Annotated in this window: 35 protein-coding genes and 3 pseudogenes; 12 read left to right on the plus strand and 26 right to left on the minus strand. The window is 48.4% G+C overall.

All coding sequences use genetic code 11. From position 1 onward, the window contains the following. Window positions 1-9 precede the first annotated feature (9 nt). The 8 genes and pseudogenes from ABLV11_RS11875 to ABLV11_RS11910 all read right to left on the minus strand — a co-directional run bounded on the left by ABLV11_RS11875 (window position 10) and on the right by ABLV11_RS11910 (window position 3,513). Window positions 10-195 carry a hypothetical protein gene (locus ABLV11_RS11875; protein ID WP_201435315.1) on the minus strand — a complete coding sequence of 62 codons (186 nt, stop codon included), beginning with the start codon at window positions 193-195 and terminating at the stop codon, window positions 10-12. Window positions 196-488: 293 nt separating this feature from the next. Beyond that, window positions 489-653, minus strand: coding sequence for a YnfU family zinc-binding protein (locus tag ABLV11_RS11880; RefSeq protein WP_217290983.1), 165 nt, complete (start codon window positions 651-653; stop codon window positions 489-491). A gap of 860 nt (window positions 654-1,513) precedes the next feature. Then, window positions 1,514-1,805: pseudogene (locus ABLV11_RS11885) on the minus strand (hypothetical protein). Continuing rightward, on the minus strand, window positions 1,802-1,996 hold the full coding sequence (locus ABLV11_RS11890) for a hypothetical protein (RefSeq protein WP_227636709.1): 195 nt from the start codon (window positions 1,994-1,996) through the stop codon (window positions 1,802-1,804). Before ABLV11_RS11890 ends, ABLV11_RS11885 begins: the two are co-directional and overlap by 4 nt. Then, a complete protein-coding gene (locus ABLV11_RS11895; RefSeq protein ID WP_201435313.1) occupies window positions 1,947-2,222 on the minus strand; it encodes a hypothetical protein in 276 nt (91 codons plus the stop codon). The genes ABLV11_RS11890 and ABLV11_RS11895 overlap by 50 nt, the downstream gene beginning before the upstream one ends. A 7-nt stretch (window positions 2,223-2,229) precedes the next feature. Further along, a complete protein-coding gene (locus tag ABLV11_RS11900; protein ID WP_201435312.1) occupies window positions 2,230-2,859 on the minus strand; it encodes a glycoside hydrolase family 19 protein in 630 nt (209 codons plus the stop codon). Beyond that, a complete protein-coding gene (locus ABLV11_RS11905) occupies window positions 2,859-3,140 on the minus strand; it encodes a phage holin family protein (RefSeq protein ID WP_071530313.1) in 282 nt (93 codons plus the stop codon). The genes ABLV11_RS11900 and ABLV11_RS11905 overlap by 1 nt, the downstream gene beginning before the upstream one ends. Continuing rightward, complete coding sequence (locus ABLV11_RS11910) at window positions 3,127-3,513, minus strand: phage holin family protein (protein ID WP_004864257.1); 387 nt, start codon at window positions 3,511-3,513, stop codon at window positions 3,127-3,129. The genes ABLV11_RS11905 and ABLV11_RS11910 overlap by 14 nt, the downstream gene beginning before the upstream one ends. A 380-nt stretch (window positions 3,514-3,893) precedes the next feature. Here ABLV11_RS11910 and ABLV11_RS11915 point away from each other — a divergent pair, with 380 nt between their 5' ends. Beyond that, on the plus strand, window positions 3,894-4,808 hold the full coding sequence (locus ABLV11_RS11915) for a DUF6731 family protein (protein WP_064351922.1): 915 nt from the start codon (window positions 3,894-3,896) through the stop codon (window positions 4,806-4,808). Window positions 4,809-4,822: 14 nt separating this feature from the next. Beyond that, window positions 4,823-5,302: a hypothetical protein gene (locus ABLV11_RS11920; protein ID WP_064351923.1), complete on the plus strand. Its 480-nt coding sequence runs from the start codon at window positions 4,823-4,825 to the stop codon at window positions 5,300-5,302. Here ABLV11_RS11920 and ABLV11_RS11925 read toward each other — a convergent pair. From ABLV11_RS11925 to ABLV11_RS12000, 16 genes and pseudogenes are all read right to left on the minus strand, one after another. Further along, the gene (locus tag ABLV11_RS11925) at window positions 5,295-5,663 is read right to left on the minus strand and encodes an antiterminator Q family protein (RefSeq protein WP_201435311.1); all 369 of its coding nucleotides are present in this window, start codon (window positions 5,661-5,663) and stop codon (window positions 5,295-5,297) included. The two genes, ABLV11_RS11920 and ABLV11_RS11925, sit on opposite strands and share 8 nt — an antisense overlap. Window positions 5,664-5,676: 13 nt before the next feature. Then, window positions 5,677-5,748: pseudogene (locus ABLV11_RS11930) on the minus strand (hypothetical protein); the annotation flags it as partial. Window positions 5,749-5,755: 7 nt separating this feature from the next. Then, window positions 5,756-6,388, minus strand: a pseudogene (locus ABLV11_RS11935) (phage N-6-adenine-methyltransferase); the annotation flags it as partial. Beyond that, a complete protein-coding gene (locus tag ABLV11_RS11940; RefSeq protein ID WP_004111731.1) occupies window positions 6,385-6,690 on the minus strand; it encodes a Ref family recombination enhancement nuclease in 306 nt (101 codons plus the stop codon). The gene ABLV11_RS11940 and the pseudogene ABLV11_RS11935, both read right to left, overlap by 4 nt. A 166-nt stretch (window positions 6,691-6,856) precedes the next feature. Beyond that, window positions 6,857-7,039 carry a hypothetical protein gene (locus ABLV11_RS11945; protein ID WP_004111729.1) on the minus strand — a complete coding sequence of 61 codons (183 nt, stop codon included), beginning with the start codon at window positions 7,037-7,039 and terminating at the stop codon, window positions 6,857-6,859. 126 nt (window positions 7,040-7,165) lie between these two features. Then, window positions 7,166-7,399, minus strand: coding sequence for a DinI family protein (locus ABLV11_RS11950; protein WP_004111728.1), 234 nt, complete (start codon window positions 7,397-7,399; stop codon window positions 7,166-7,168). 420 nt (window positions 7,400-7,819) lie between these two features. Next, complete coding sequence (locus ABLV11_RS11955) at window positions 7,820-8,113, minus strand: hypothetical protein (protein WP_004111726.1); 294 nt, start codon at window positions 8,111-8,113, stop codon at window positions 7,820-7,822. A 437-nt stretch (window positions 8,114-8,550) separates the two neighbouring features. Further along, complete coding sequence (locus tag ABLV11_RS11960; protein WP_201435309.1) at window positions 8,551-8,742, minus strand: hypothetical protein; 192 nt, start codon at window positions 8,740-8,742, stop codon at window positions 8,551-8,553. Further along, window positions 8,735-9,124: a hypothetical protein gene (locus ABLV11_RS11965; RefSeq protein WP_004111722.1), complete on the minus strand. Its 390-nt coding sequence runs from the start codon at window positions 9,122-9,124 to the stop codon at window positions 8,735-8,737. The genes ABLV11_RS11960 and ABLV11_RS11965 overlap by 8 nt, the downstream gene beginning before the upstream one ends. Continuing rightward, on the minus strand, window positions 9,117-10,193 hold the full coding sequence (locus ABLV11_RS11970; protein ID WP_009653826.1) for a DGQHR domain-containing protein: 1,077 nt from the start codon (window positions 10,191-10,193) through the stop codon (window positions 9,117-9,119). The genes ABLV11_RS11965 and ABLV11_RS11970 overlap by 8 nt, the downstream gene beginning before the upstream one ends. Beyond that, entirely contained in the window at window positions 10,190-10,975 is a 786-nt protein-coding gene (locus ABLV11_RS11975; RefSeq protein ID WP_142477509.1) for a hypothetical protein, read from the minus strand. The genes ABLV11_RS11970 and ABLV11_RS11975 overlap by 4 nt, the downstream gene beginning before the upstream one ends. Then, window positions 10,968-11,180 (minus strand): hypothetical protein, encoded by a 213-nt coding sequence (locus ABLV11_RS11980; RefSeq protein WP_009653815.1) that lies wholly within the window; start codon window positions 11,178-11,180, stop codon window positions 10,968-10,970. Before ABLV11_RS11980 ends, ABLV11_RS11975 begins: the two co-directional genes overlap by 8 nt. Beyond that, a complete protein-coding gene (locus tag ABLV11_RS11985) occupies window positions 11,177-11,470 on the minus strand; it encodes a hypothetical protein (RefSeq protein ID WP_004111716.1) in 294 nt (97 codons plus the stop codon). The genes ABLV11_RS11980 and ABLV11_RS11985 overlap by 4 nt, the downstream gene beginning before the upstream one ends. A 12-nt stretch (window positions 11,471-11,482) precedes the next feature. After that, window positions 11,483-12,559 (minus strand): hypothetical protein, encoded by a 1,077-nt coding sequence (locus ABLV11_RS11990; RefSeq protein ID WP_009653780.1) that lies wholly within the window; start codon window positions 12,557-12,559, stop codon window positions 11,483-11,485. Window positions 12,560-12,823: 264 nt separating this feature from the next. Further along, window positions 12,824-13,249, minus strand: coding sequence for a toxin YdaT family protein (locus ABLV11_RS11995; RefSeq protein ID WP_009653775.1), 426 nt, complete (start codon window positions 13,247-13,249; stop codon window positions 12,824-12,826). After that, the gene (locus ABLV11_RS12000) at window positions 13,233-13,460 is read right to left on the minus strand and encodes a Cro/CI family transcriptional regulator (protein ID WP_009653783.1); all 228 of its coding nucleotides are present in this window, start codon (window positions 13,458-13,460) and stop codon (window positions 13,233-13,235) included. Before ABLV11_RS12000 ends, ABLV11_RS11995 begins: the two co-directional genes overlap by 17 nt. A gap of 79 nt (window positions 13,461-13,539) precedes the next feature. On the opposite strand from ABLV11_RS12000, the gene ABLV11_RS12005 reads away from it, so the two are divergent. The 9 genes from ABLV11_RS12005 to ABLV11_RS12045 all read left to right on the plus strand — a co-directional run bounded on the left by ABLV11_RS12005 (window position 13,540) and on the right by ABLV11_RS12045 (window position 17,904). Continuing rightward, a complete protein-coding gene (locus ABLV11_RS12005) occupies window positions 13,540-13,944 on the plus strand; it encodes a helix-turn-helix domain-containing protein (RefSeq protein ID WP_025108070.1) in 405 nt (134 codons plus the stop codon). Between the two features lie 383 nt (window positions 13,945-14,327). Beyond that, entirely contained in the window at window positions 14,328-14,438 is a 111-nt protein-coding gene (locus tag ABLV11_RS12010) for a hypothetical protein (RefSeq protein ID WP_305955258.1), read from the plus strand. After that, window positions 14,431-14,724, plus strand: a complete 294-nt coding sequence (locus tag ABLV11_RS12015) for a host cell division inhibitory peptide Kil (protein WP_049078435.1) — start codon at window positions 14,431-14,433, stop codon at window positions 14,722-14,724. Before ABLV11_RS12010 ends, ABLV11_RS12015 begins: the two co-directional genes overlap by 8 nt. Window positions 14,725-14,788: 64 nt before the next feature. Further along, window positions 14,789-15,022 (plus strand): hypothetical protein, encoded by a 234-nt coding sequence (locus tag ABLV11_RS12020; RefSeq protein ID WP_142387290.1) that lies wholly within the window; start codon window positions 14,789-14,791, stop codon window positions 15,020-15,022. Between the two features lie 2 nt (window positions 15,023-15,024). Next, window positions 15,025-15,249 carry a hypothetical protein gene (locus tag ABLV11_RS12025; protein ID WP_227636708.1) on the plus strand — a complete coding sequence of 75 codons (225 nt, stop codon included), beginning with the start codon at window positions 15,025-15,027 and terminating at the stop codon, window positions 15,247-15,249. Next, on the plus strand, window positions 15,246-15,590 hold the full coding sequence (locus tag ABLV11_RS12030) for a hypothetical protein (protein ID WP_049074630.1): 345 nt from the start codon (window positions 15,246-15,248) through the stop codon (window positions 15,588-15,590). Before ABLV11_RS12025 ends, ABLV11_RS12030 begins: the two co-directional genes overlap by 4 nt. A gap of 87 nt (window positions 15,591-15,677) precedes the next feature. Next, window positions 15,678-15,893, plus strand: coding sequence for an excisionase family protein (gene xisR / locus ABLV11_RS12035; protein WP_004111685.1), 216 nt, complete (start codon window positions 15,678-15,680; stop codon window positions 15,891-15,893). Further along, complete coding sequence (locus ABLV11_RS12040; RefSeq protein ID WP_201435308.1) at window positions 15,893-17,179, plus strand: site-specific integrase; 1,287 nt, start codon at window positions 15,893-15,895, stop codon at window positions 17,177-17,179. The genes xisR and ABLV11_RS12040 overlap by 1 nt, the downstream gene beginning before the upstream one ends. A 98-nt stretch (window positions 17,180-17,277) precedes the next feature. Next, complete coding sequence (locus tag ABLV11_RS12045) at window positions 17,278-17,904, plus strand: glutathione S-transferase family protein (RefSeq protein ID WP_004100548.1); 627 nt, start codon at window positions 17,278-17,280, stop codon at window positions 17,902-17,904. 2 nt (window positions 17,905-17,906) lie between these two features. On the opposite strand, the gene ABLV11_RS12050 is transcribed toward ABLV11_RS12045, so the two are convergent. Then, window positions 17,907-19,019: a PQQ-dependent sugar dehydrogenase gene (locus ABLV11_RS12050; protein ID WP_224330036.1), complete on the minus strand. Its 1,113-nt coding sequence runs from the start codon at window positions 19,017-19,019 to the stop codon at window positions 17,907-17,909. A 103-nt stretch (window positions 19,020-19,122) separates the two neighbouring features. Then, a complete protein-coding gene (gene bssR / locus ABLV11_RS12055; RefSeq protein WP_049591113.1) occupies window positions 19,123-19,506 on the minus strand; it encodes a biofilm formation regulator BssR in 384 nt (127 codons plus the stop codon). A gap of 380 nt (window positions 19,507-19,886) precedes the next feature. On the opposite strand from bssR, the gene ABLV11_RS12060 reads away from it, so the two are divergent. Continuing rightward, window positions 19,887-21,128, plus strand: a complete 1,242-nt coding sequence (locus ABLV11_RS12060; RefSeq protein WP_162098348.1) for an oligosaccharide MFS transporter — start codon at window positions 19,887-19,889, stop codon at window positions 21,126-21,128. Window positions 21,129-21,149 lie beyond the last annotated feature (21 nt).

Genomic DNA, 21,149 nt, shown 5'->3' on the forward strand with positions numbered 1-21,149 from the left:
AAAGGCTATTTAGGTATAAATCGAACCCGCAATCCCTACTACCGCAGCTAGCATCAAAAAGGTGACTGCAGTTCTACGCATTTGCACGACATAAAATGAGAGGGCCATCCCAACGAATACCACAATCAGAACGCGCCACATAGCCAGAGCGAGGAAGATATAGCCTTCCATGGCACTATCAATTAGCACATCCACACATCATTTCCTTTTCAATCCATTACCGTTGGTAATGATTTTATCATGTCCAAGAGACGGATTGTTATGTCGTTAGCTAATCCGGACTTACTCATTATCAGTAGTTTTCCTTTAGCAGTCCGCTTGCTCTGATTTGTTGTGCTCCAGAATGTCGCGCCTGGTCTGCTTTTATCTTTTCGAAAGAGAAAGTAACAACCATTCGACTTAGCAGTACAGAGTCATCCCGCAAAGAGACCCTCTAATTCAGGCAATAAAAACCGCCCTGAGGCGGTTAGTTTCAGTCTGGCGGCATGTTACCTGTGAATGACAAACAGTGATTTGCATCTCGGGCAGAGTAACGCCTGTTCCTTGCGTACCTTTGTAGTCGGATGATTGGATTTATGCCCGCAAACAGGACAAGTCACTGTTATTTTTGACGCAATATTTATACGTTTTAATGCGTAATCGAAAAATGACATGATGATTACCCTTTCAATAAATGGGTCTTATCATATCACCAATAGAGCGTTTTTTAATCAACTCAGCGCTTACGTTTGCTGTTTCCGGGATGACTCCCTGACTAAAGTGGCTTCGCAATACCATAAAAAAACCGGGGATGGCCTTTCTGATGACTATGAAAAAGGCCGCAAAAAGATGCGGCCTTTTGTCATGCGCAGTTCTCAATTAAATAAACTCTCAGGAGCCATCCGGGAGAGCATCACTTAAACGAGTAACTGACCCCCGACAGACTGGTGTTGGGACGGAGGTGCAATGAGAGTAGTGTGTTTCATTTTTTTTCATACCAGCAACCACACAATAATGGCAGTTCTTCTTGTTAATCGATAACTGCTATTCAATTAGTCTGGCCAGACGGATGATTATCCTGCCAGGGGTCATCACACTCATACGATGAAAATCTTTAAAATAAAACATTAGCCGGTTCACTCGCCTTCGAACAGGTGCAATGGCCTTGCACTGACGAAATTAGATTTAATCGTTCGTTGCCATCTTCCGTACGAACAAAATAGTCACAAAAAAATAAAGGTTAAAAAGTGAGCTATTTACTGTCCTGTGGTGTATGGTTAGCAATCACTCACGAGGATAAAACCATGTCTATGCTCAAAGACAAGATACGTACACTCAGGCCTGTAAAAAGCACTTGTCCTCACTGCTCTCGCCAGTCCACATATAGCCTGTCAAGGATTAAAAACGATATAACATTGATCTGCCCATACTGCGGAAATATTTTCCTCCCCTCAGAAAGTAAACCTATCAAGTAACTGATCGACTACTTTTCTGAAGCTTAAGTACACTCTTAGGCTTCAGAAATCGAAACGGCTCAGCAATCAGCATCAGGACGCGCTACAGCTCGGCAAGCCCACATACAGGCTTCCTGCATTTGGTGGGGGCGATTGCCAGGCAGCGCAAAGCTTCATCAATCTCCCGAGCCTGCTCAGCACTTAACATTGCCGGGCCATTACGGACAGCCAACAATTCACCTCGCTCGGTATCAAGCAAACTACAGAAGTGGCGGCTGACGCTTTTGAGGCGGTTCATGCGCTCAATGTCGCCGCGGTTAATGTGCGGTAGCCCTTTACTGTGGTGCCGTTCTGCGGTTTTGCTTCACTCATTTCGTAGCCTTTTCGGTTGATTGCGGGCAATTGGCCTGCACTGCTTTGTTGTGCGCCAGAATGTCGCGCTTCGTCTGACGGTCGAGAACATCGATATCGTGGTCTGTTAGGTAGATGATCCGTACCCAGTTGCACGCGGTATCAACGACTACCGGGGCGGGTGAATTGCTCGCGCAGCTCCAGATCAACATCGTCATCAGGCATATGGCTAACAGTCTGCTGTACATTGCTGGCCTCTCTGGTGGCTTCCTCTTTCCGTTCCGCCGCTGCGACGCTGGCAGCGGCATTATCTTCGGTTCGCTGCTGATCGGCTTTGGCTTCTGCCTTGCTGCTGCCACGAGAATGGCCTAACCCAAATGCGCCAGCGACAATGGCTAGCAATGCAGTTGCCAAACCAATAATCATTTCAATGCCCATAGCGACCTCACACCAGTACTGATTTAGCCTGGTTAAACAGCGCTCGGCGTTTATCCAGACCGTTGCGGCCACCATTGATAAGCAGCGTTACGCGCTCAACATCACCGGAATGAAGCAGGCAACCGTGGGAGACATAAAACCATGCGGCCGAACGTGCAGCGTAATCATCTCGCTCCAGCAGCTCAGGCTGGGTAACAAGGTCGAGCTTCAGCGCCTGTCCGCAGCTGCGATAGTTGCTCAAGCCCGTTACTTGCTTCAGGCCGCGACCGCGATATTTCCAGCCATCACCGGCAAACTGATTTCCGAGGTTCTTTTTCCCCCACTCGCCCCCATACACCAGATTAGCGATTGCTCGCTGATTAGCTGGTTGTGTTGCCGTTCTGCCGAGTGCTGCGGCCTGCTGGGCGGTGATACGGTGTTTACCAAACGTAGGCACAAGGCTATCTGCTGCATAGTTCAGATTTTCCACCAGCCGGGTAAAGCCTCCCGACTCGTGCCCCATCTGGGCAATAAACATCGCCTGGTCGAGTGGAGAAGTAATGCCAAATTCTTTCATCGCAGCATCAATGTGCGGAAACCAGCGCGCAGCTAACCCGGCGCTTATACCAGCCGCCTTCTGGAATTGAGATTGATTCATTAGTGCCTCAGTGCATCAACGAGCCGCGCTACATTGCCTCTTACGCTCAGCAGCACAACAAGGATCATAATATTGGCCCCGATAGTGGGCCATGTTGAATAGGGGTAAATGCCGCATAGATAAGCCAGCGGCACAGAGCTGTATATCACGGTTATCAGCCATGCCAGCCGGGAGACCCACTTCCGATGCCGTGAGTCTCGACGGCGATAGAACATGAGAGTAACCACGACACCTGCGCATAACAGAGCATTGATGGTTGCTGTTGGATCATTTAGTACCACCGGAACCTCCCCGGCGCGTTATTAGCGCCACCAGCGAGCCAATATCCTGATTATTCAGGAAGGTGAGTATTTTCACGGCCAACGCCGAAATGATTACGGCACCAATAGCATCCAGCGGTTTATCGCTGTACCCGGTAAGGGCTGATAGCTTAGAGCCTACTAACCCGGCGCAAAGAACACCGGCGATATAGGACACCACGAAATAAGCCATACGCCGTGTTGCGCTCAAATCGGCAGCGGTCGCTATATAAAATACAGAACCAGCAAATGCACCAAACACAACACCGTAATCAGTACCGGTTAACAGCCCGTAAACACTCGCCCCCGTTAAAGCGCCACCAGCTAAGCCTGTGCCGGTTATTGGTTCAGACATCGGTCCCCCTCAATTGCTGTGAATCCTCTCAAAATTGAGGGAAAAGAGAATCAGGCTTCACGGGCTGGATTTATCAACAAAGCACGTCGTAGATGATTCCCGTGAGCCTGAAATAGAAAAGCCCCAGCGAGTGCTGAGGCTTGTGAATTATGGGTATGGCTCTACGACGATGTGACAGGGGTACTGATGCAATGCATCTCGCGAATACCCCTGTCGTATCGCCGGAAAGCAAAAAAACCGCCAGTCGGCAGGTTTTCGCAGCTTAAGCTGTGTATCGAAGTAACCACTCTTAACAGAGTACGATACTTTTTGCGTACGCGTTAGTTTTTTAGTTATCTTGTGCTAATTGAATCAGAACCTTGATATAGGGATTTCTAATAATGCCAAGTAAACGTTTTTTCTTTGATTTTTATCAATGCAACACAATCAGCACTGATGCTCATGCCGCAATACAATCTCCTGAGGATGTATTTAATAATTTATTCGATGTATACAGTGAGGCACCTCAACAAACAGTGAGAAAAGTTGGTAGTAAACTGGTAGAAATTCGGTTTATGGAGAGAACCGCATATGGCTATAGGGGGGTTATTGGGAAGCATCGCTCAAATGACCTTCCGCATGTGGCTGTCGCTGGTGGTCAAGAGAGAGAAATTTTACTCGAGGCAAATGAGAACTTACTAGAAAAAGCGTACTTCCATTTTTACATCCAAGACTCAGTTCTTATCATTCAACGCAACCGTTTCTGTTATAGTTGGTTGTTGTTGAGCAAATATCTCTCAAACGGTACTCAAAATACAACTGTTAACCCAATTATTCAGGCAAATAGTCTAGAATGGCTACTTCGCAACCAAGTCCATATTAAAACTCTAGAGATTGGGATAGCGCGCCCAACAAATGCACAACTCTTTGAAAATGTAGAACATGATTTTAACAACGCATTAATTGCGACATTAAACGGAACGAATTCCGCTAAAGTAAACCTTACACTGAGAGGTGATGGTCGTTCCGATGATCCTGAAAATAGGTACCTGGGTTCTCGATTAAAAAGAGCGCTAACGGAAACTCTTGAGACCTTCGAAGTTGAGAAATTGAAACTTGAAACACAAGACATCGAGACTGGTGTGCAACACCCGATTGATCTTGTCGCCGATAAGTTAGTTTACTACACAGATGTAGAGCTCGGAGGCCGCTACCCCCTTGCTGCGAGCATTTGGGATGCATTAACTCAAGCAAAAGATAGTAAAAATGACGAATTAGCAGCATACTTTGGAGTGGGTGGGCAAAGGGTCGAGTAAACAGGAGCGATGGTATGAAAAAGGAGAATGTTAAAAATCTGGCTAACTATGTCTATATTTTAGCCTCTGCTGCCTTTTGTATCATCGCTTTACCGCTTTCGGCAAGGTTGACTTTTGCCCAGATTCAACCTATTGCATCTGCAATTTCTACATTCGCCGGAATATTATTTGGTTTCGTGTTGGGTTCAATAACCCTGATGGCCTCTGCTAAAGATAACACGCTTATTAAAAACATCGGAAAAACAGGTTATTTAAGAAAGTTCACTGAAGAAATGCACTCAACTATGGGGTGGCTGCTTTCAGTTTGCATTATATTCATTATCTTATTATTTTTTCCTGACACATTAAAATTTAAAATACCCTACATAACAAACGATGCGGAGTATACATATGCCCAGGCGTTGCTTCAACTGGGCATATTTGTGTTACTCATCACCTTTAAAAAATTTTACATTACATGGCTACGTCTTAAGGAAATAACGAAACTTATGTAATTTTAAAATGTACAGTGTCTCTTATCATATACATTAGACCATCAATAAATCCCATTGCAGTCTGTAGCTCTTTCCGGACAGTTCCATCCGAACACTTCCGCCTCTTCGCTATGGCACGTAGTGAAATCCCGATAACAAAATGAGCGATAATCAACTCATACTCTTCCGGCTTATATTTCCGCAATCGCGCTACACATCCGTCAATCATTATCCCTTCATCATCATCACACTGTAAACGTGATTTCTTACCGCGCGGTAGCAGCCCTTTAAACCCGGCAGCAATGGGTTGCCAATCAACTCCGCTGCTATCAGCAGCAGCCCAGGCACCCCAACAGTCTAAAACTTCGTACATATCACGCATTATTCTCTACTCCTGTTTTATTCATACTGTCGCTGATGTGCATGCCTTGAGGGCTGAAGTGTTTGAGGGAAGATTCAAGTTTCATGCGGTCACCTTTTATCAATGGCAAACTGCGCCAGCGCCATAAATGCCTGGCCTTTTGCTTCCAGTTCGGTACGGTTGATATAACTGAATTTCTCGCCTCGCCAGGCCTTATCAAATACAGCTATGGCACCAGCAAAAAACGCGCTGGTCGGCCTTTGTTTGTCGTTGGCGGGTTTAAACCAGACAGGCAGATCGAAACCAATCCGCCCACGGATAAAGCAGACATGATCCGCATCTTCCGGCCACCATGTTTCGCTCGTTGCGGATTTGACCAGGAACACATAGCGCCCACCCTTCTCTCGTTGCGCAGTTGCGTAGTTCATGATGTGAGTCATGCCGGTGATAGCTTGTTTTTCGTGGTATTGAGAACGACTGTAAGGCGGGTTGCCAATTGCAGCACCACCGATTGAGCCCAGCATTTCCGACCAATCCTGTGTCAGCGCGTTATCTTCTGCGGTGTACCAGACAGGGCATTTTGCGTTGCTGTCATCAGCAAACAGGTCCAGCATCAACGGACCAAACATCGCGTTGATACCCCAGAAAAGCGGATCCGGCGTTCGCCACTGGTCACCAACCTCTTTTAAATAATGTGATGGTGCGTTGCGAAGGGCTGTGAGAGATTCGCAGTAAGGATTAGTCATGCGATGGTCTCCCCTAATTCCTGCAGAACCTGCGCCAACAACTCGCTTTCAGTACCGAATTTCTCTTCCCATGATTTACGGCCGGCATGAATAGCAACGCCGTAACCACCAGTGCGATGATGGGCGTGGCAAAGAGGAATGACATGGAAGTTATCAGCGCGGACAGATAAGCCAGTGCCAGAGCTGCAGTGATGTATTTCAGCTGGTGATTCACCGTAATCAAGGTTGCGGCAAACTATGCAGCCAAGAGCGGCTACACGGCTAAGATGAAGCTTTTCAGCTTTTGTTTTGGATTTGCTCATATCGCACCGCCTTGGCGCGACAGACAAACGGAAACACCAGCGTTGGTGATAGCCGGTATAAAGAGGTACAACTTTTGAGTATGTAGCTTCTGCGCCATCGGTTTCTCTCCGTGGCACAGTGACTAGCAAGAAGGGTTGTTCAGGCCCGTGATTAATATAACTAATTTTAATCCTGACTTACAGGGGGAAGCCCAGCCTTTTTACGAGCCTCATCAAGGGATCTGAGCGAGGTGACAAACTCATCCTTACGGAGCGGGAAGCCTCTTTCGACCACGCCGTTTTTTACATAAACAAGGACAGGCCCGGCATGCTCTTTAAACCCTGGAAATAAATCATCCGGTATTTCCATAAATACCTCATTGGAAACACTCCACCTGCAACGAACACGGCCAACGAGTTACTGCACTAAAAATAACCGCGCTAAAGATGGCGTAAAAAGTTAACAATGGCGGCATAGCCGCCACTTACTTACCGCTCAATAAAACCAGTCGTCGGCACTTTCCCACGTTTCCTGCAGGATTTGCTCTATGCGCTTTTTATCGCCGTCAGCACCACCCAGAACGGTCAACCCGTCAGTACTTGAGCGCCTTATATTTAGTTTGCAGCCTTCATAGTTTTGATGAAGACGGCGCAGCAATTCAACTTCAAGGGCGGGAATGGCCCCTTCTGGCAGTTTTTTAGTCTTGTCGATGGTTACTTCGATTCTCATAGTATCACCCACCTAAACACTGTATAAATACACAGTACACCTAACTCACTGAATGAGCAATATCTTAAGAGCACAAAACGTTAATTTTTATCAGTCATGGGAAAACAAAACCCACCGTAGCGGGTTGAATCTATGGGGTTTTTTAGTCATGTTCTCTAAAGAGAGACAGAGTCTTAGGTCACAGTAAACAAAAATCGCCCAACTCATGAGTGGTAAAACAAGTCATATTGACGAGACCTTATATGATTACGTAATGGCCAAATTTAATCGAGCAGTGACATCAAAACTGTTCGATTAAAGTAGTCGGGCAAGCGTGTGACACTCTTCGAATGTTATCCTTAGACAAGCTCAAGGTAAAAAATGTCTAACATAAACAATTAAATTAAATCCGATTTGATTAAAAAAATCGTTATAACTAACTTAAACCTCACTACCTTTAAGAAAATCATTATGAAAAAGCATGAACTCGTAATCACCGCCTTTATTTTTAACCAGTTCAATTTCAAAATCTGGCCATGGGTACTTATAGCGCAAAAACAAACACTTTGACTCAATATCGATTAGTTTTTTAAGGCCAAAAGAAAAACATCCAACAATATTATCATCCTTAAACTCTCTGGCTATAACCAATGTACTTAAATTCTTATTCTTAGAGCACAAGTTTAGATATGCGCGGTTGAAAACCACCTCATTTCCTCGTGAATCATTTGCCATGATAAATCCTCAGTCATCCCTAAGTAAAAGACTTAAAAATCAAGTAACAGAAGGCTCCGGTACTTGATGGTTCCATTTTACAGGAGACAATAGCAGCTTTAATGGAGTAAAGATTCAACTATTTTCAAATTGAGAAGTTTCCAAATCATTTAAACTAAAGCTCATATTAATAAGCGCACCACATGAATTTAATTCAACAATTTCAGATACAGTTGCAATCTCAGCTTTTTAATACAGCATGCGGCTGCGTCCCTTTTCTGACATAACTCAGGAAAATTGCCCATCACCAGTACCTCAACGAACGGTGGCGGCACAAAGTTGCCGAAGCGTGCTAACAGAAAGAAAAAAACCGCAACAGCGGGTTTATACAACGACCACCAGCAGCAGACCTTCCAGCTCAATGACACGCTTGCAGGTGTCTTCCAGTAAAGAGTCCATCATTTCACCTCCTGTGGAGCGACTGCGAGCATTGCGGTGCGGCGTTCCTGTAACTCACACAATGCTCTTACTATCTGGCTGCATTCAATAACCTCAGCCTCTGAAGCGGATTCAGCCATAACCTCGAAGAGTGATTTCATCGCCAAGTATAGTGATTCTAACTCTTCATGCGTTAAGCGTTCATCAATCATCAATACTTCTCCACTTAATGCCTGCATCTGTCATGGCTTTCTCGTAAATAATCGCAGTTTGGGCGGCAGTATAATGCTTCCAGATAGTAGGGGTTACGACCATGCGTGCTGCCGGTTCGCGCTCCAGCTCAGCGACGCGCTTTTCAGCCGCATCCAAGTTATCCCCCAACTTCTGCGCCATGTGGAACCAGTTTGCTCGCTGCTCTTCCTTAAGCTCCAGCGCCGCTACCAAAGCGAGAATATTATCTGGGCATACCGTAATCTGGTATTTGTTGAGCATGGAGATCCAAGTATCAAATGGCATGACCGGCGCTTCCCCTGCATGTTTTGCTTTTTCTGCCGCCGCTTTCATCTCCTGGGTAAGTCTGGTGATATCAGTCATGGCTGGCCTCCTTACCGCTACTAACGGACAAGTTTTTATTAACGATGGCATCCATCAGACGTGATGCAGCCGCCTTTTGAGCAGATACATTCGCAATGACCGTTGGCCTGGCTTTCTCACAGCTGGCGCAAATTCCGTCCCATGATGAAATAAGGAAAAAGTCTTCACGCTCGGCAATGCCGGTATTCATAACAAGATCCTCAATCATCAGCGTGACCCCGCGAACTCCCCGGCCTTCGCTCAGCCGCTGCACTGCGTAACCGAAGGCATTAATCATCACTGCATGGAACTGGATATACTCGCGTTTGTATTCGGCCTGATTCGTACCGCGGCGAATATCATCTAAACCTGTCAACATAAGCCACGCATTCCATAACCCTTCAAGATCATCTTGTGAGCAGGAACCTGAAAATTTTGCCGTGGCATCACTAAGAGCCTTGAAGCTTACCCACTTATCGCTTTTCGCGGGAACGACGTTATGCTCAAAATCGGTGATTTCAGAAAACACGCTGTGTAAACTGATAAAACTAACCATTTCCTGCGCGTTCTTATCACGCCCGTTATAGGCCATATTGATAGCCGCAGATGGTTTGGAAACATTATTGTTAATGTCGGAGAAGAACTGCTGTCGTGTTTTCAGCGAAAGCTTATGGGTCAGCATTAATGGTACGTGGATCGGTTCGCCAACGGTACGGCAAAACTCGGCGATTCCCGCAGCTCGATGCTGGCCGTCAAAAAGTTTGATTTCTGCATCCATAGGAAAGCGAACAACACCAACGTTGGTATTGCCGAACTCCTGAAACTCAATATCTGAATTACAGTTTCCCACAAGTGGCGGGATAATGAAGGGGTCTTTATTTTCATGAGCATTCACCAGATATTCATAGAATTTCTTGGCCCGTGCTGGGTTAATTTCGCGTTGAGAACGCTCTAAAGTATCCCCGTAATTATCACTGGCGAGGACGCGTGCTAGGGTTCGCGCTGGTACTGTCATCATAAGAACAATAGCTCCGCCCTGAACGCCACGTGATGCCGGGAATTCAAAGAAATAATCTCCAACGATACTCATAATGCTTCTCCCAGTACCCAGCGTAGTGCCGCCGCGTATTCACCGCAGGCACCTTCAAGGGCTTTTGTGATTTCTTTGCGTGATTTGAGACGTGGCTTTGTTTCGCCAAGCACAGCGCGCTGACGCCTGGCCTTTTCATGGCCTTTAGTGCCAGCGGTCGCCGCTTCGATTTCGGCTACCTTTTCCCGCTGTTCTTCGGGTTTCAGTGATGCCAGTTGACGCGCCTGGGTAACTGTTACTGTGCCGGACTCTACCGCGTCTTTGACTGCCTGAGTGGCATCCAGAAGGGTTAGCGTAGCGCGTACAGTGGGGACGCTGACACCGAACATCAGCGCGAGGTCTTCCTCGTCATGCCCACGCTCCAGCGCATCAGCCATCTTTTTGGCTCTGCCCAGCGGTGTATCGGCCTGACGGATTTCGTTTGCGCTGACCATCGCCTGAGCCATGCGTACAGCTGAACCGCGTTTAGTGACTGCCGGAACCAGCAGTGGGGTTTTTCCCTCTTTTTCCAGACGCCCGTTAGCTTCCAGGGTATGGCGGACACGCTGACGGCCATCAACCACGCAGGACAGCCCCGTTTCCGGGTCTTTCCAGACAATAATCGGCTCAAGAACCCCCTGGTCTATGATGTTCAGCACCATGGCTTCACTGAGAGGTAAGTAAATACGTTCATCGTAAAGCGGATGAGCCTTGTCAGTGACAATATGCAGATTTTCCGGCTCAAACATCAGAACGTTTGTCTTGCCGCTGGCACCGTATGCGTCGATTGAATTCTTAGCCATTTTTAACCTCGTTTTTATTAACCGCCTCAGCCCATTTTTGTTCCAGAGCATGCCTGGCTTTGTTCTTTCCACCAGCCCAGTAGCTTTGCTGGACTCGGTAATGGTCAAAGGGGCATTTCAGTGCGCCAGAGCAAGAGCCAAACGTATAATCTTTCCAGTGGTACTCAGGTAACGCGCCGCAATCAGGGCATTTCTGTAATTTCATTGAGCGACCCCGCGACACTCCCTCAGAAGGCTTTCAAACATCGCCCGAAGCCGGTTCGCGCAGCCAAACGGCATATCGTTGAAGATCCACATTGCTGCGCCATTCCGCATGCCGCTTTGGGTAATCTGACCCGTTCCGTGTAACTGGCGAAGCTGATTACCGACAGATGACATACCGCGCCCCAGTGCAACTGCGATTTCTCTTGTGGTCAAATCAGGATTGGCTTTTAGAAATTCGATCATCGTGATTTCACCGCTGTATTGTGTTTTCTTGGATTTGGTTGTTTTCATTGAAAAAACTCCTTAGCCCCTGAAACCCTTAGGAATATCTGCCTGAACCTTGCCGCTAAAACCGAGGTTGCCGCCGGTTGCGAGATTTACCGGGCACAACTTCAGCACCAACTCAGGCCATTTACGATGTAGCGTCGGCATGTCCTGAACCTTTCCGCACCACCACTGGTCGCGCTGAATACGCTCAATCATGGTGCGGATTTGGTCGTGGCTGCAGCCGTGCTCCTGGCGCAGTTGACGAACTGCCTGTGCCCAGCGAACAAAATTTGGTTCCTTCGGCTTTGCCAGGCAGCCGTCAAATTCTGCGGCGCGTTCGTACATCTCGATGATGGTCGACCAGAACCACATCGCGAGATCGAAGTCGTTATCGGTAGCCAGGTTACTGTCTTCGGTAGCGTCAGGAATGTTTGCTTCCGGGATGACCGGTTCACGTCCTGACTCTGCAAAGTTATCCACAGGAAGAATCTCTCCCGCGTGGTTTTTATGATCTGTATGTAGTGATCTGTTTTTAAGATCTGTATAGAGATAGGATTCGGCTTGAGAGCCGTTTCCAGGATTCGGCTCTTGGGCCGTTTCCATTCGGCTCTTGGGACGAATGCATTCGGCTTGAGAGCCGTTTCCATCACTTTCAATCACTTGCTTCGATTCGGCTCTTAAGCCGTTTCCATTCGGCTCTTGGGCCGTATCCATATTTTTCAATGGGTTATTTGAATTTCCCCCTTGCGGGAATATTTTGGCGATTAGCGCCTCCTGATCGACCCGATAATGCTTCTTCGGAGTGCCGCTTACCTGCCGTAACTCTTCCTCAATAACCCCCGCCAGGTACTGCTCTGTAATCTTGAACATTGCTTTTCTGACCACGTCGCCATCTTTGGCGCGAATCTCTTTGGCAAGCGCTGCGTGCTCTTTGTAAAACCAGCCATTTTCCAGACTCGACTTGCCAGACCAGAACACCAGCTGATTGAGAATGGCCGCCAGCAAATACTGTTGCCTGTCTCCTGCAAAGAAATCCAGATACGGTCCGGGGATCGTTATGCAGTTCCCCTGCCCCGACATGGCCTGAACAATTTCAAACACCTGATTGTTCATTCCGAAACCTCATTGTGTAGCCGTAAAAACTCTCTCAACCCCACCCAGCCAACAGCCCCGCAGGCTTTGCGGTAGGAAACATCTTTCTCTGTCGCTGTGAGTACCGTCACCATGTGGCCTTTGTGTCTGTGCTGGAAGCGAGAACCGACCTTAGGAATGCCAGTGCCTGCACAATCTCCTTGAGACGGCTCATACGCCGGATACGCTCGTTTCAGGCGAGCAATCAATTCAGCAGCAGACTGGTTACGCATGGTTGAACCTCGCTTAGTGAATCAGCGTGTTACCGGAGGGGCCGCCATCAGCAATCCGGTCAGAGATAGCAATCATTGCGCCGAACAGCGCTTCCATTTCGTCGTCGACACGCTGTTTGCGGTGAAGCAGTTCCCGGAAAGTTGCGGAGTAATAACTACGCACCCGCGCCAGCAGTAACGGCGGCATAGCCCGTTCAATTGCCGGGAGAAGCTGCGCGATTTTTTCGATTGATGCAGGTGAATCACTTTCAACCCAGCGGTAAATCTTCTGGATATTGCGGCTCAGTGCGTCAGGGTGGCTTTCGTCATACAACTCTGGCTTAGTCATGCCCATGGAGAAATACGCGTCGACAATAGCCGATACAGGCGTTTTACGGCCACCAGGATAAAGCGCCCAGGCATTCATGGCCTCGCGAATGCGTTCATGCCTGATTTTCATGATTCACCTCACCAGAACGTTTTGCTTTAGCATGTTGATCGTAAACTTCAGGGTCGTATTGCAGGACTCCCTCAGAAGCTAGTTGCAGTCTCATCGCATTTTTTTCAGGAACGAGTTCACCCCAAACGGAAACTGACGCGGGGGCTACGCCCGCAGCTTTGGCTAATTTCGACTTGCTGCCGAAGTAATTGATTGCATCTTGTTTAAACACAGGCTTATCTCCTTAGGTTTTCCTAAGGATATTTGATCGTAGAGAAACTTAAGTCAAGAAAATTTAGAATTCTCTAATGATGGAAAATAAAACCTTCGGCTCGCGCCTTCTTGAAAGGCGAAAACAGTTAAAACTCTCTCAGTCCGCTCTTGCTAAGCTGGTCAAGGTTTCGCACGTCACAATCTCCCAGTGGGAAAGGGATGAAACCCAGCCAGCTGGTAAGAGGCTGTTTGCTTTGAGCAGTGGTCTGCAATGCAATCCAACGTGGCTACTTTATGGTGATGATGACCAGATTCCAGGTGAGCCTATTCCGCACCAGGAAAAAGAGTTATCGGAGGAACAGCAAGAACTGCTCGGGCTTTTTGATGCCCTTCCTGATTCTGATCGAGAAGGATTTCTCAATGAGTTGCGAGCACGCGTAGAGATGAACAACCAACGATTCGAAGAATTACTAAAAGTCAGAAAGCGCGCCTCGAAAAAGTAACCTCATTCCAAATTTTAAGTAATCCATTTTAATCAATGGGTTACTTTCTCACACCCTCAAATTTAAGTTTTTCTACAAAATAAATCTTGATTGAAAACTTAAGTTATTCTAAGTTTATCCCATCCAAACCAATCACCGCACAGTGACTGGAAAGAAGAAAACGTTCGGTTTGCCGCCTGAAGGCTAAAAATCAACAGGCTTTGCAATGCAGTGAATGCGGCTATGCGCACGCGGCACAGTTAAGCGGTAACACTCGTTTCTAAGAAGAGTGGGGTGGAAAAGAAGCTGTCGGTACCAGTTGTTAACTGGCTGGTATCACCGGGAGGCACCCGGCACTGCATTGCAAGGTCTGTTAGGTACTCAATACACATGAGGGTAAGGAGATGAGCAGAAACGGCTTTCGTTCACTGGTAATTGTTCTGGCTATCTGCCTTGTTGCCTGGTCAGCGACGATCATCAAAATTCTACATGTTACGGGGGTGTTCAATGGCTAATTTTCTGCAAAGCAACCCGATGGTTAAAGCAGCTCAAAGCAAACTCGCTATTGCGCAGTTCATTGGTAACAGTTGCATGTGGTCTGATGCCATGGCGTCAATAAAAGATATTCATGAAGCAACCAAGCACGAAGAAGACCGTATGTTTTGCGGTCGTACGGATGCGCTTTCAGGGCTTCAATTTCGTGATGTTGTTTTAAATTATGACCTGTACGGAGATTTAATTTCCGTCGATGCTGACTTGCTTACAGGTCAATACAAAGTAAATACAGAAGTTTCATTTTAATTATCACCAAAATATTTAATGCCTTAAATGGCAGGTACCCACACACCTGAACAAAGGAATAATTATGGAAGCCGAAAAACTCCATTGCTTTAGCTGCGGCGGCTCCTTTGCACGCGAAGAGTTGCAATATCGCCCTTCTGGCCGAGGAGCTTATCGCAAAGTGGCATATTACTGCCCTATCTGTAACGAAAAGGAAAAAAAGAAAGATCAATTAAAGGCTACGCAGTCTTTAGTTCGTAAGTCATTACCTTCAAGGCCTGCAAACTTTCAATTACGGCCAGCGGCGTGGAATAAATAATTATGAAAATAGAATTTAACGATAAAGGTGTAATCGCAACCGCTATTATAACCAGCACGGTATTCGAATTCCGCCAACACAACCGCGCCGTTGATACCGCCTTATTCCTGGCTCCTTCCGTTCGGTCTAAACGTAGCGGTTTCTTTATAATGAAAACAGTTATTTCCGGGAACACATCACATGTGCTTCGTGCGTATAAAGCGCTTAAAGCGGAGGTATCACGATGAGCAAATCACTAAATGCACGCTGTATCCGTCGCTGGGAAGTGGAATTTAAACCTATCTGCGATTCTAAGGTGAATCCGTTCTGGCGTAAGAGTGACCTCCATGGGTATATCCGCGAAGCAGCGCTGACCACCGCTTACAGCATGGTCGAGAGCATGGCTGAACGTAACGCTAAGGTTGACTATGACGGTGAGCCAAACGGATGGTCGCCAGAATTTTCAGCCTGGTATCGTGAGCGCCGGGAAAAGTACCTCAAAGAGGCGCGTGACTACCTGGACGAAGAAGCTACAAACGACGAAATCGACGAGGAGATCGAAAACGAACTGGAAGCATGGAACGACTGAATTACACAAAAACACAACTGAACTGATTTCCAATAATCAACATTAAACCGGGGAACTGATTATAGTTTCCCGGCCATGAGGTTATTTATGGCCGATATTACTCAAGAAGATGAATGGGTGATGGAAAAGGGAATTGTAGCGAAGATGTATATGACTCCCCGGCAAATTAAATCTTACCGGGAGGGGAGATGGATCGAGGGCATTCATTATAAGAAGCACCCACCAGATCCAAAAGCTTCAGAAGGAAGAGTAACGCTTCTCTACAACTACACCAGGATTAATAGGCTTGTCGGGGAAACATAATGAATATGCCTGCTGGCGTAGAGCTGCATGGGAAAGGAATAAGAATTAGCTTTCTATATCGCGGCATACGTTGCCGCGAAGTTTTGCGGGGCTGGACTGTATCAAATAGCAATATAAAAAAAGCTGGCAATCTCCGTGCTTTAATTATGAGTGAGATTCAGCAAGGTAAATTTGACTATGCAGAGCACTTTCCTGAATCAAAGGCGCTTCAAAAATTCACCACGACGCAAAAAATTAAAACATTCGGTGAATTATGCAAAGTTTATCTTGATGCCAAAAAGCTTGAGATTTCAGCTGCATCATTCAGAGGTGCGGAATCACGGATAGCAACACTTTGCGCTATCGTCGGAAGTAATACGCATATTGCGGATATTCAGCATACCGATCTGTTGAATTACAGGAACGCACTGTTAACTGGTAACACATTTAGCGATCACGCGCCCTGGCTTAAAAGAAAAGGTCGAGCTGTATCCACGGTCAACGGCCTGATGAACAATCTGACTGCATTGCTCAAGCTGGCGAATCTGAGCGGCTTTATCGAGCATACCCCTCACGAAGGTATAAAGATGCTTAAGCGCTCCAGGAGAGACCCGGATCCGCTTCTCCAGAGCGAGTACGAAGGTTTTATAAAAGCGTTATCCCCTCGGTATGCTTTGCTCTGGACTACAGCTATCTTTACGGGTCTTCGGCATGGCGAGCTAACAGCTTTAGCCTGGGAGGATGTAGATCTTGATAAGGGTGAGCTTCACGTCAGGCGTAATCAAACTAATGAGGGGCTGTTTGTGCCACCCAAAACCGAAGCGGGGAACAGAACTGTAACCCTGCTTGAGCCTGCGCTGAACGCCTTACGTGAGCAATTCAAGATAACTGGCGCATTAAGCAAAACCGAAATCACTTTTCATCACCGAGAACATGGCTTAACTGAACAACAAAAATTGCGATTCGTGTTTATCCCGCCCAAAAACTGGCGCGGGGAAACGAAGTATTACGGCTCTCAGTCTCTGGGGTATAGTTGGGAGGCGGGATTAAAGAAGGCTGGAATAAGGAACAGACGCCCTTACCAGTCGCGCCACACGTTCGCATGCTGGCTTTTAACTGCCGGTGCTAACCCGTCGTTTATCGCCGGACAGATGGGTCACGAGAACGCGAAGATGGTTTATGAGATTTACTCGAAGTGGATCGGAGAAATGGATCGTAATCAGGTAGAAATGCTGAACAGCAGTTTTTCTGGCGTAGTGTCCCAAGGATGCCCCAAACGCAAGGTAGTAGGCATAAAAAACGTTTAATTTCAGTAGAATAAAATCACTTGCCGGAATATTAACTTTATTCCAACATGAATGCTCACTACGCCGCAATGGCGGCGAAATAAAAAGCAGGAGCGGATATGATTACGCTGTGGGGCAGAAATAACTCAACCAATGTGAAGAAAGTGCGCTGGGTGCTGGAAGAACTCGACCTCCCGTATCAGCAAATTCTGGCAGGCCTGGAGTTCGGTCTGAATCACGATCCGGCCTATCTGGCCATGAACCCCAACGGTCTGGTACCGCTATTGAAAGATGCAACGACCGATGTCGTGCTCTGGGAATCAAACACCATTATCCGCTATCTGGCCGCGCAGTATGGTCAGAATCGCCTGTGGGTGGAGTCGCCAGCCGAGCGCGCCCAGGGAGAAAAATGGATGGACTGGGCCAACGGTTCGCTCTCGCCTGCCCATCGACCCGTTTTAATGGGCCTGGTCAGGACGCCGGTTGAAAAACGCGATCCTGCCGCCATTGAAGCCGGTATTGCCGCCTGCGAGACGCTGTTCGCTATTCTGGACGACGAGCTGTCGCGCCATCAGTGGCTGTCGGGCGATGCCTTCGGCCTCGGCGATATCGCCGTCGCGCCGTTCGTCTACAACCTGCTGGAAACGGTAAAAACCTGGCAGCCGCGCCCGCATCTGCAGCGCTGGTACCAGCAGATCGGCGAACGTCAGGCCTGGCGCAACGTGGTGATGATCCCGGTCACCTGATTTTAACCCGCCGGACTCACCTTCAGCAGCTCACCGTTGGATTCGTCGGTTAACACATACAAATAACCATCGGGTCCAACGCGTACGTCGCGAATGCGTCTACCGCGATCGGTCAGAATGCGCTCCTGCTCCGTGACTTTATTGCCATCAACCTTGAGCACAATGAGCGATTCATCCTTCAGCGCGCCGATAAACAGCCTGTGTTGCCACTGCGGAAAAACCTGCGCGTTGTAAAACGCCATACCGCTCACCGCCGGCGACTTCTCCCAGACAAATAGCGGCGCTTCGGTGCCTTCCGCCTTTTTGCCTTTGGCTTCCGGGATCGGCAGGCCGCTGTAGTTAATGCCGTGCGTCGCCAGCGGCCAGCCGTAGTTTTTACCTTTTTGCACGATGTTGATCTCATCCCCGCCGCGCGGCCCGTGCTCATGTAACCACAGCGTCTCGCTCCACGGGTTTATCGCCAATCCCTGAGGGTTACGAATTCCGTAAGACCAGATTTCAGGCCTGACGCCAGACTGGCCGACAAAAGGATTATCGGCCGGGACCTCGCCATCAGCCGTTAGCCGCACCACTTTTCCCTGCAGCTTATCGAGATCCTGAGCGGTTGAACGCTGGTTATTCTCTCCGAGACCGATAAACAGATGACCGCGACCGTCGAACGCCAGCCGTCCGCCAAAATGATTGCCGGTAGAGAGCTTCGGCTGCTGGCGGAACACCACCTGGAAGTTTTCCAGACGCTGGAGATCCTCGCTCAATCGGCCATAGCCCACCGCGGTCCCGGCTTTATCCTCATCCCCGCCCTCGGCATAGCTCAGCCAGACCCGGCGCGACTGGGCAAAGTCCGGTGCCAGCGCCACGTCCAGCAAACCGCCCTGCCCGTTAGCCCAGACCTGCGGTACGCCCGGGATCGCCGACGAGAGGCCTTTGTCGCGCTGCCAGAGCTTGAGTTCGCCGCCGCGCAGGGTAATCAAAATACCGCGATCGTCCGGCAGGAAGGCCAGCGCCCACGGGTGTTCGAGCTGGTTCTGCAACACCTCCACGCGCTCCCGGGCGGCAAGGACGGCAGTGGGTAACAGCAGCGCGGTAAGCGCTATCAGGGTGACGGTCTGGCGCATGGCATACTCCTTTTGTCAGCAATGCTGATAAGGGTAGCCAGCGTGGGGAAGCGGGAAGGGATTTTTACATAACATTAATCAGGGGGAGCAGGCTCCCCCTGTCTCAGGCGTGGGTAATGGGGGCAAAATCATTCAATTTATGAATGTTTAGCCGCAATACCGCCAGGCAGCTTTCCAGTTTATCTACGTTGACCGCAATGTAGGACGGGCAATCATGATGTCCGCTTAGCAGGCATACCGCCGCGGAAGCGACGGCTTCGCCCGCAAGGCGCAGGGCTTCCTTTTCCTCCGGCGCAACGGCGTGCTGCAGGCGCGGCGCGTATTCACGCATTTCATGGCACAGTTCAAACAAGTTATCACGTAGATGGTCGTTTTCGCTGACTGACATATAGCCTTTTGCTTTACGCAACTGTAAATAAGCATCAAGATCAATGGAGGCATTAATCAGCTTATTCATCAGGTTACGATACAGTCTGTCAACGCTCATCTCAGTTCCTCCTCTATCGTCCTTCACCATAATTATAATATGGTTATTTTTTGTACAAAACGCTGTGTGAGATCAATAATTCTCAGGTCATTAACATTATTTACAATGTTACAACTAAGATTATAATCCTCGCCTGCTCAACCTGCGCCCCTCAAGCAAAAATGTTATACGCTCTCAATCAAGATCAATTCTTTTTCATGTGATGAAAAATTATTTTTTTGCTGCAATGATCACAAATTAGCGCCATTCACATTGCCTGAAAATGTCGCCGGGTGTCATATCACCTCACAAATATGTAATACGTATAACAAAACAGGTCGCAGCAGGTTGCTCTATCTTGCTTGTAACCTTTGACGCTATCGCTTGAAGGAACAGAAATGATTAATCCCGGCAGAAGAAACTATATCTTGTTGAGTCTTTTCGACTTCCTCTACCTCTTCGCCTGGTCCTCGACCATGGCATTCTTTGTTATCTGGACGACCCAGCATCTCGGGATTAGCGCCACGAAAACCGGCCTGCTCTACTCGGTTAACGCCTTTATTGCCCTGCTGATGCAGCCCTTCTTTGGCTTTATTTCCGATAAATTCGGCCTGAAAAAACGACTCATCTGGTTTCTCGTCGCCATGCTGCTACCGGTGGGTCCGTTCTTTATTTATTTATATGCTCCGCTGCTGGTGCACAGCTTCTGGCTGGGCGCGCTGCTCGGCGGGGTATACCTGGGGATTATTTTTAACTCCGGCTGCGGGGTGATCGATTCGTATATCGATAAAATTTCGCGGCGCTACCAGTTCGAATATGGCCGCGTAAGGATGTGGGGATCGTTAGGCTGGGCCGCCGCGGCGTGGATCGTCGGTAAGTATATCGACAGCAATCCGAACCTTGCTTTCTGGCTGGCCAGCATCGCCATTGTGATTGCCGCGATCTGTTTTATGCTGACCAAAATCGAACTGAGCGAAGCGGAGATGCAGAAAACCAGCGCGCTGAAAGTTTCCCATGCCCTGGAGCTGGCGAAGAACGGGCAGTTCTGGATGCTGCTGGTCTTTACCCTTTTCGTCACGCAAATCTACGATACCTACGATCAGCAGTTTGCCCAGTACTTTTCCCTGCAGTTCCCGACGCCCGAGGAGGGGAATCGCTGGTACGGCATTCTGGCCTCCATTCAGGTGTGCGGGGAGACGCTGTTTTTATGCCTGATGCCGTGGTTTGTAAACCGCACCGGCGCGAAGTGGGCGCTGATCATCGCCGGACTGATCATGTCGGTCCGTATCGTAGGCTCCGCGATCCCGCTGGGTCCGGTGTGGATCGGCGCAGTCAAAATGATGCATGCGCTGGAAAAACCGCTGATCCTGGTGTCGGTATTTAAATTCATTGCCGCCAACTTCGACAACAAGCTGTCATCGACGGTTTACCTGCTGGTGCTGTTTGTCGCCTCCATCGCCACCGCCGTTTACTCGCCGCTGGCGGGGTATTTGTATGACACTATCGGCTTCGCGCAGACGTATTATATCCTGGGCGGTGTCGCCGGGGTATTTACGTTAATTTCGGTATTTACGCTTCGCGATAATAGAGAACCGACCGCGCCGGGGTCTGCGCCAGGCGCTGGCGTTGCGCAAAGCCATTAATCATCAATTCGCCCGGAAGCG

The sequence above is a fragment of the Klebsiella sp. GW_Kp181 genome, assembly GCF_040062315.1.
Classification (GTDB): Bacteria; Pseudomonadota; Gammaproteobacteria; order Enterobacterales; family Enterobacteriaceae; genus Klebsiella; species Klebsiella oxytoca.

Excerpts from the sequence above, each read along its gene's own strand:
- ABLV11_RS11880 (WP_217290983.1), bottom strand. The coding sequence starts at position 653 with ATGTCATTTTTCGATTACGCATTAAAACGTATAAATATTGCGTCAAAA.
- ABLV11_RS11890 (WP_227636709.1), bottom strand. The coding sequence starts at position 1,996 with ATGTTGATCTGGAGCTGCGCGAGCAATTCACCCGCCCCGGTAGTCGTT.
- ABLV11_RS11895 (WP_201435313.1), bottom strand. The coding sequence starts at position 2,222 with ATGGGCATTGAAATGATTATTGGTTTGGCAACTGCATTGCTAGCCATT.
- ABLV11_RS11900 (WP_201435312.1), bottom strand. The coding sequence starts at position 2,859 with ATGAATCAATCTCAATTCCAGAAGGCGGCTGGTATAAGCGCCGGGTTA.
- ABLV11_RS11910 (WP_004864257.1), bottom strand. The coding sequence starts at position 3,513 with ATGTCTGAACCAATAACCGGCACAGGCTTAGCTGGTGGCGCTTTAACG.
- ABLV11_RS11915 (WP_064351922.1), top strand. The coding sequence starts at position 3,894 with ATGCCAAGTAAACGTTTTTTCTTTGATTTTTATCAATGCAACACAATC.
- ABLV11_RS11920 (WP_064351923.1), top strand. The coding sequence starts at position 4,823 with ATGAAAAAGGAGAATGTTAAAAATCTGGCTAACTATGTCTATATTTTA.
- ABLV11_RS11925 (WP_201435311.1), bottom strand. The coding sequence starts at position 5,663 with ATGCGTGATATGTACGAAGTTTTAGACTGTTGGGGTGCCTGGGCTGCT.
- ABLV11_RS11940 (WP_004111731.1), bottom strand. The coding sequence starts at position 6,690 with ATGAGCAAATCCAAAACAAAAGCTGAAAAGCTTCATCTTAGCCGTGTA.
- ABLV11_RS11945 (WP_004111729.1), bottom strand. The coding sequence starts at position 7,039 with ATGGAAATACCGGATGATTTATTTCCAGGGTTTAAAGAGCATGCCGGG.
- ABLV11_RS11950 (WP_004111728.1), bottom strand. The coding sequence starts at position 7,399 with ATGAGAATCGAAGTAACCATCGACAAGACTAAAAAACTGCCAGAAGGG.
- ABLV11_RS11955 (WP_004111726.1), bottom strand. The coding sequence starts at position 8,113 with ATGGCAAATGATTCACGAGGAAATGAGGTGGTTTTCAACCGCGCATAT.
- ABLV11_RS11960 (WP_201435309.1), bottom strand. The coding sequence starts at position 8,742 with ATGATTGATGAACGCTTAACGCATGAAGAGTTAGAATCACTATACTTG.
- ABLV11_RS11965 (WP_004111722.1), bottom strand. The coding sequence starts at position 9,124 with ATGACTGATATCACCAGACTTACCCAGGAGATGAAAGCGGCGGCAGAA.
- ABLV11_RS11970 (WP_009653826.1), bottom strand. The coding sequence starts at position 10,193 with ATGAGTATCGTTGGAGATTATTTCTTTGAATTCCCGGCATCACGTGGC.
- ABLV11_RS11975 (WP_142477509.1), bottom strand. The coding sequence starts at position 10,975 with ATGGCTAAGAATTCAATCGACGCATACGGTGCCAGCGGCAAGACAAAC.
- ABLV11_RS11980 (WP_009653815.1), bottom strand. The coding sequence starts at position 11,180 with ATGAAATTACAGAAATGCCCTGATTGCGGCGCGTTACCTGAGTACCAC.
- ABLV11_RS11985 (WP_004111716.1), bottom strand. The coding sequence starts at position 11,470 with ATGAAAACAACCAAATCCAAGAAAACACAATACAGCGGTGAAATCACG.
- ABLV11_RS11990 (WP_009653780.1), bottom strand. The coding sequence starts at position 12,559 with ATGAACAATCAGGTGTTTGAAATTGTTCAGGCCATGTCGGGGCAGGGG.
- ABLV11_RS11995 (WP_009653775.1), bottom strand. The coding sequence starts at position 13,249 with ATGAAAATCAGGCATGAACGCATTCGCGAGGCCATGAATGCCTGGGCG.
- ABLV11_RS12005 (WP_025108070.1), top strand. The coding sequence starts at position 13,540 with ATGGAAAATAAAACCTTCGGCTCGCGCCTTCTTGAAAGGCGAAAACAG.
- ABLV11_RS12010 (WP_305955258.1), top strand. The coding sequence starts at position 14,328 with ATGAGCAGAAACGGCTTTCGTTCACTGGTAATTGTTCTGGCTATCTGC.
- ABLV11_RS12015 (WP_049078435.1), top strand. The coding sequence starts at position 14,431 with ATGGCTAATTTTCTGCAAAGCAACCCGATGGTTAAAGCAGCTCAAAGC.
- ABLV11_RS12020 (WP_142387290.1), top strand. The coding sequence starts at position 14,789 with ATGGAAGCCGAAAAACTCCATTGCTTTAGCTGCGGCGGCTCCTTTGCA.
- ABLV11_RS12025 (WP_227636708.1), top strand. The coding sequence starts at position 15,025 with ATGAAAATAGAATTTAACGATAAAGGTGTAATCGCAACCGCTATTATA.
- ABLV11_RS12030 (WP_049074630.1), top strand. The coding sequence starts at position 15,246 with ATGAGCAAATCACTAAATGCACGCTGTATCCGTCGCTGGGAAGTGGAA.
- xisR (WP_004111685.1), top strand. The coding sequence starts at position 15,678 with ATGGCCGATATTACTCAAGAAGATGAATGGGTGATGGAAAAGGGAATT.
- ABLV11_RS12040 (WP_201435308.1), top strand. The coding sequence starts at position 15,893 with ATGAATATGCCTGCTGGCGTAGAGCTGCATGGGAAAGGAATAAGAATT.
- ABLV11_RS12045 (WP_004100548.1), top strand. The coding sequence starts at position 17,278 with ATGATTACGCTGTGGGGCAGAAATAACTCAACCAATGTGAAGAAAGTG.
- ABLV11_RS12050 (WP_224330036.1), bottom strand. The coding sequence starts at position 19,019 with ATGCGCCAGACCGTCACCCTGATAGCGCTTACCGCGCTGCTGTTACCC.
- bssR (WP_049591113.1), bottom strand. The coding sequence starts at position 19,506 with ATGAGCGTTGACAGACTGTATCGTAACCTGATGAATAAGCTGATTAAT.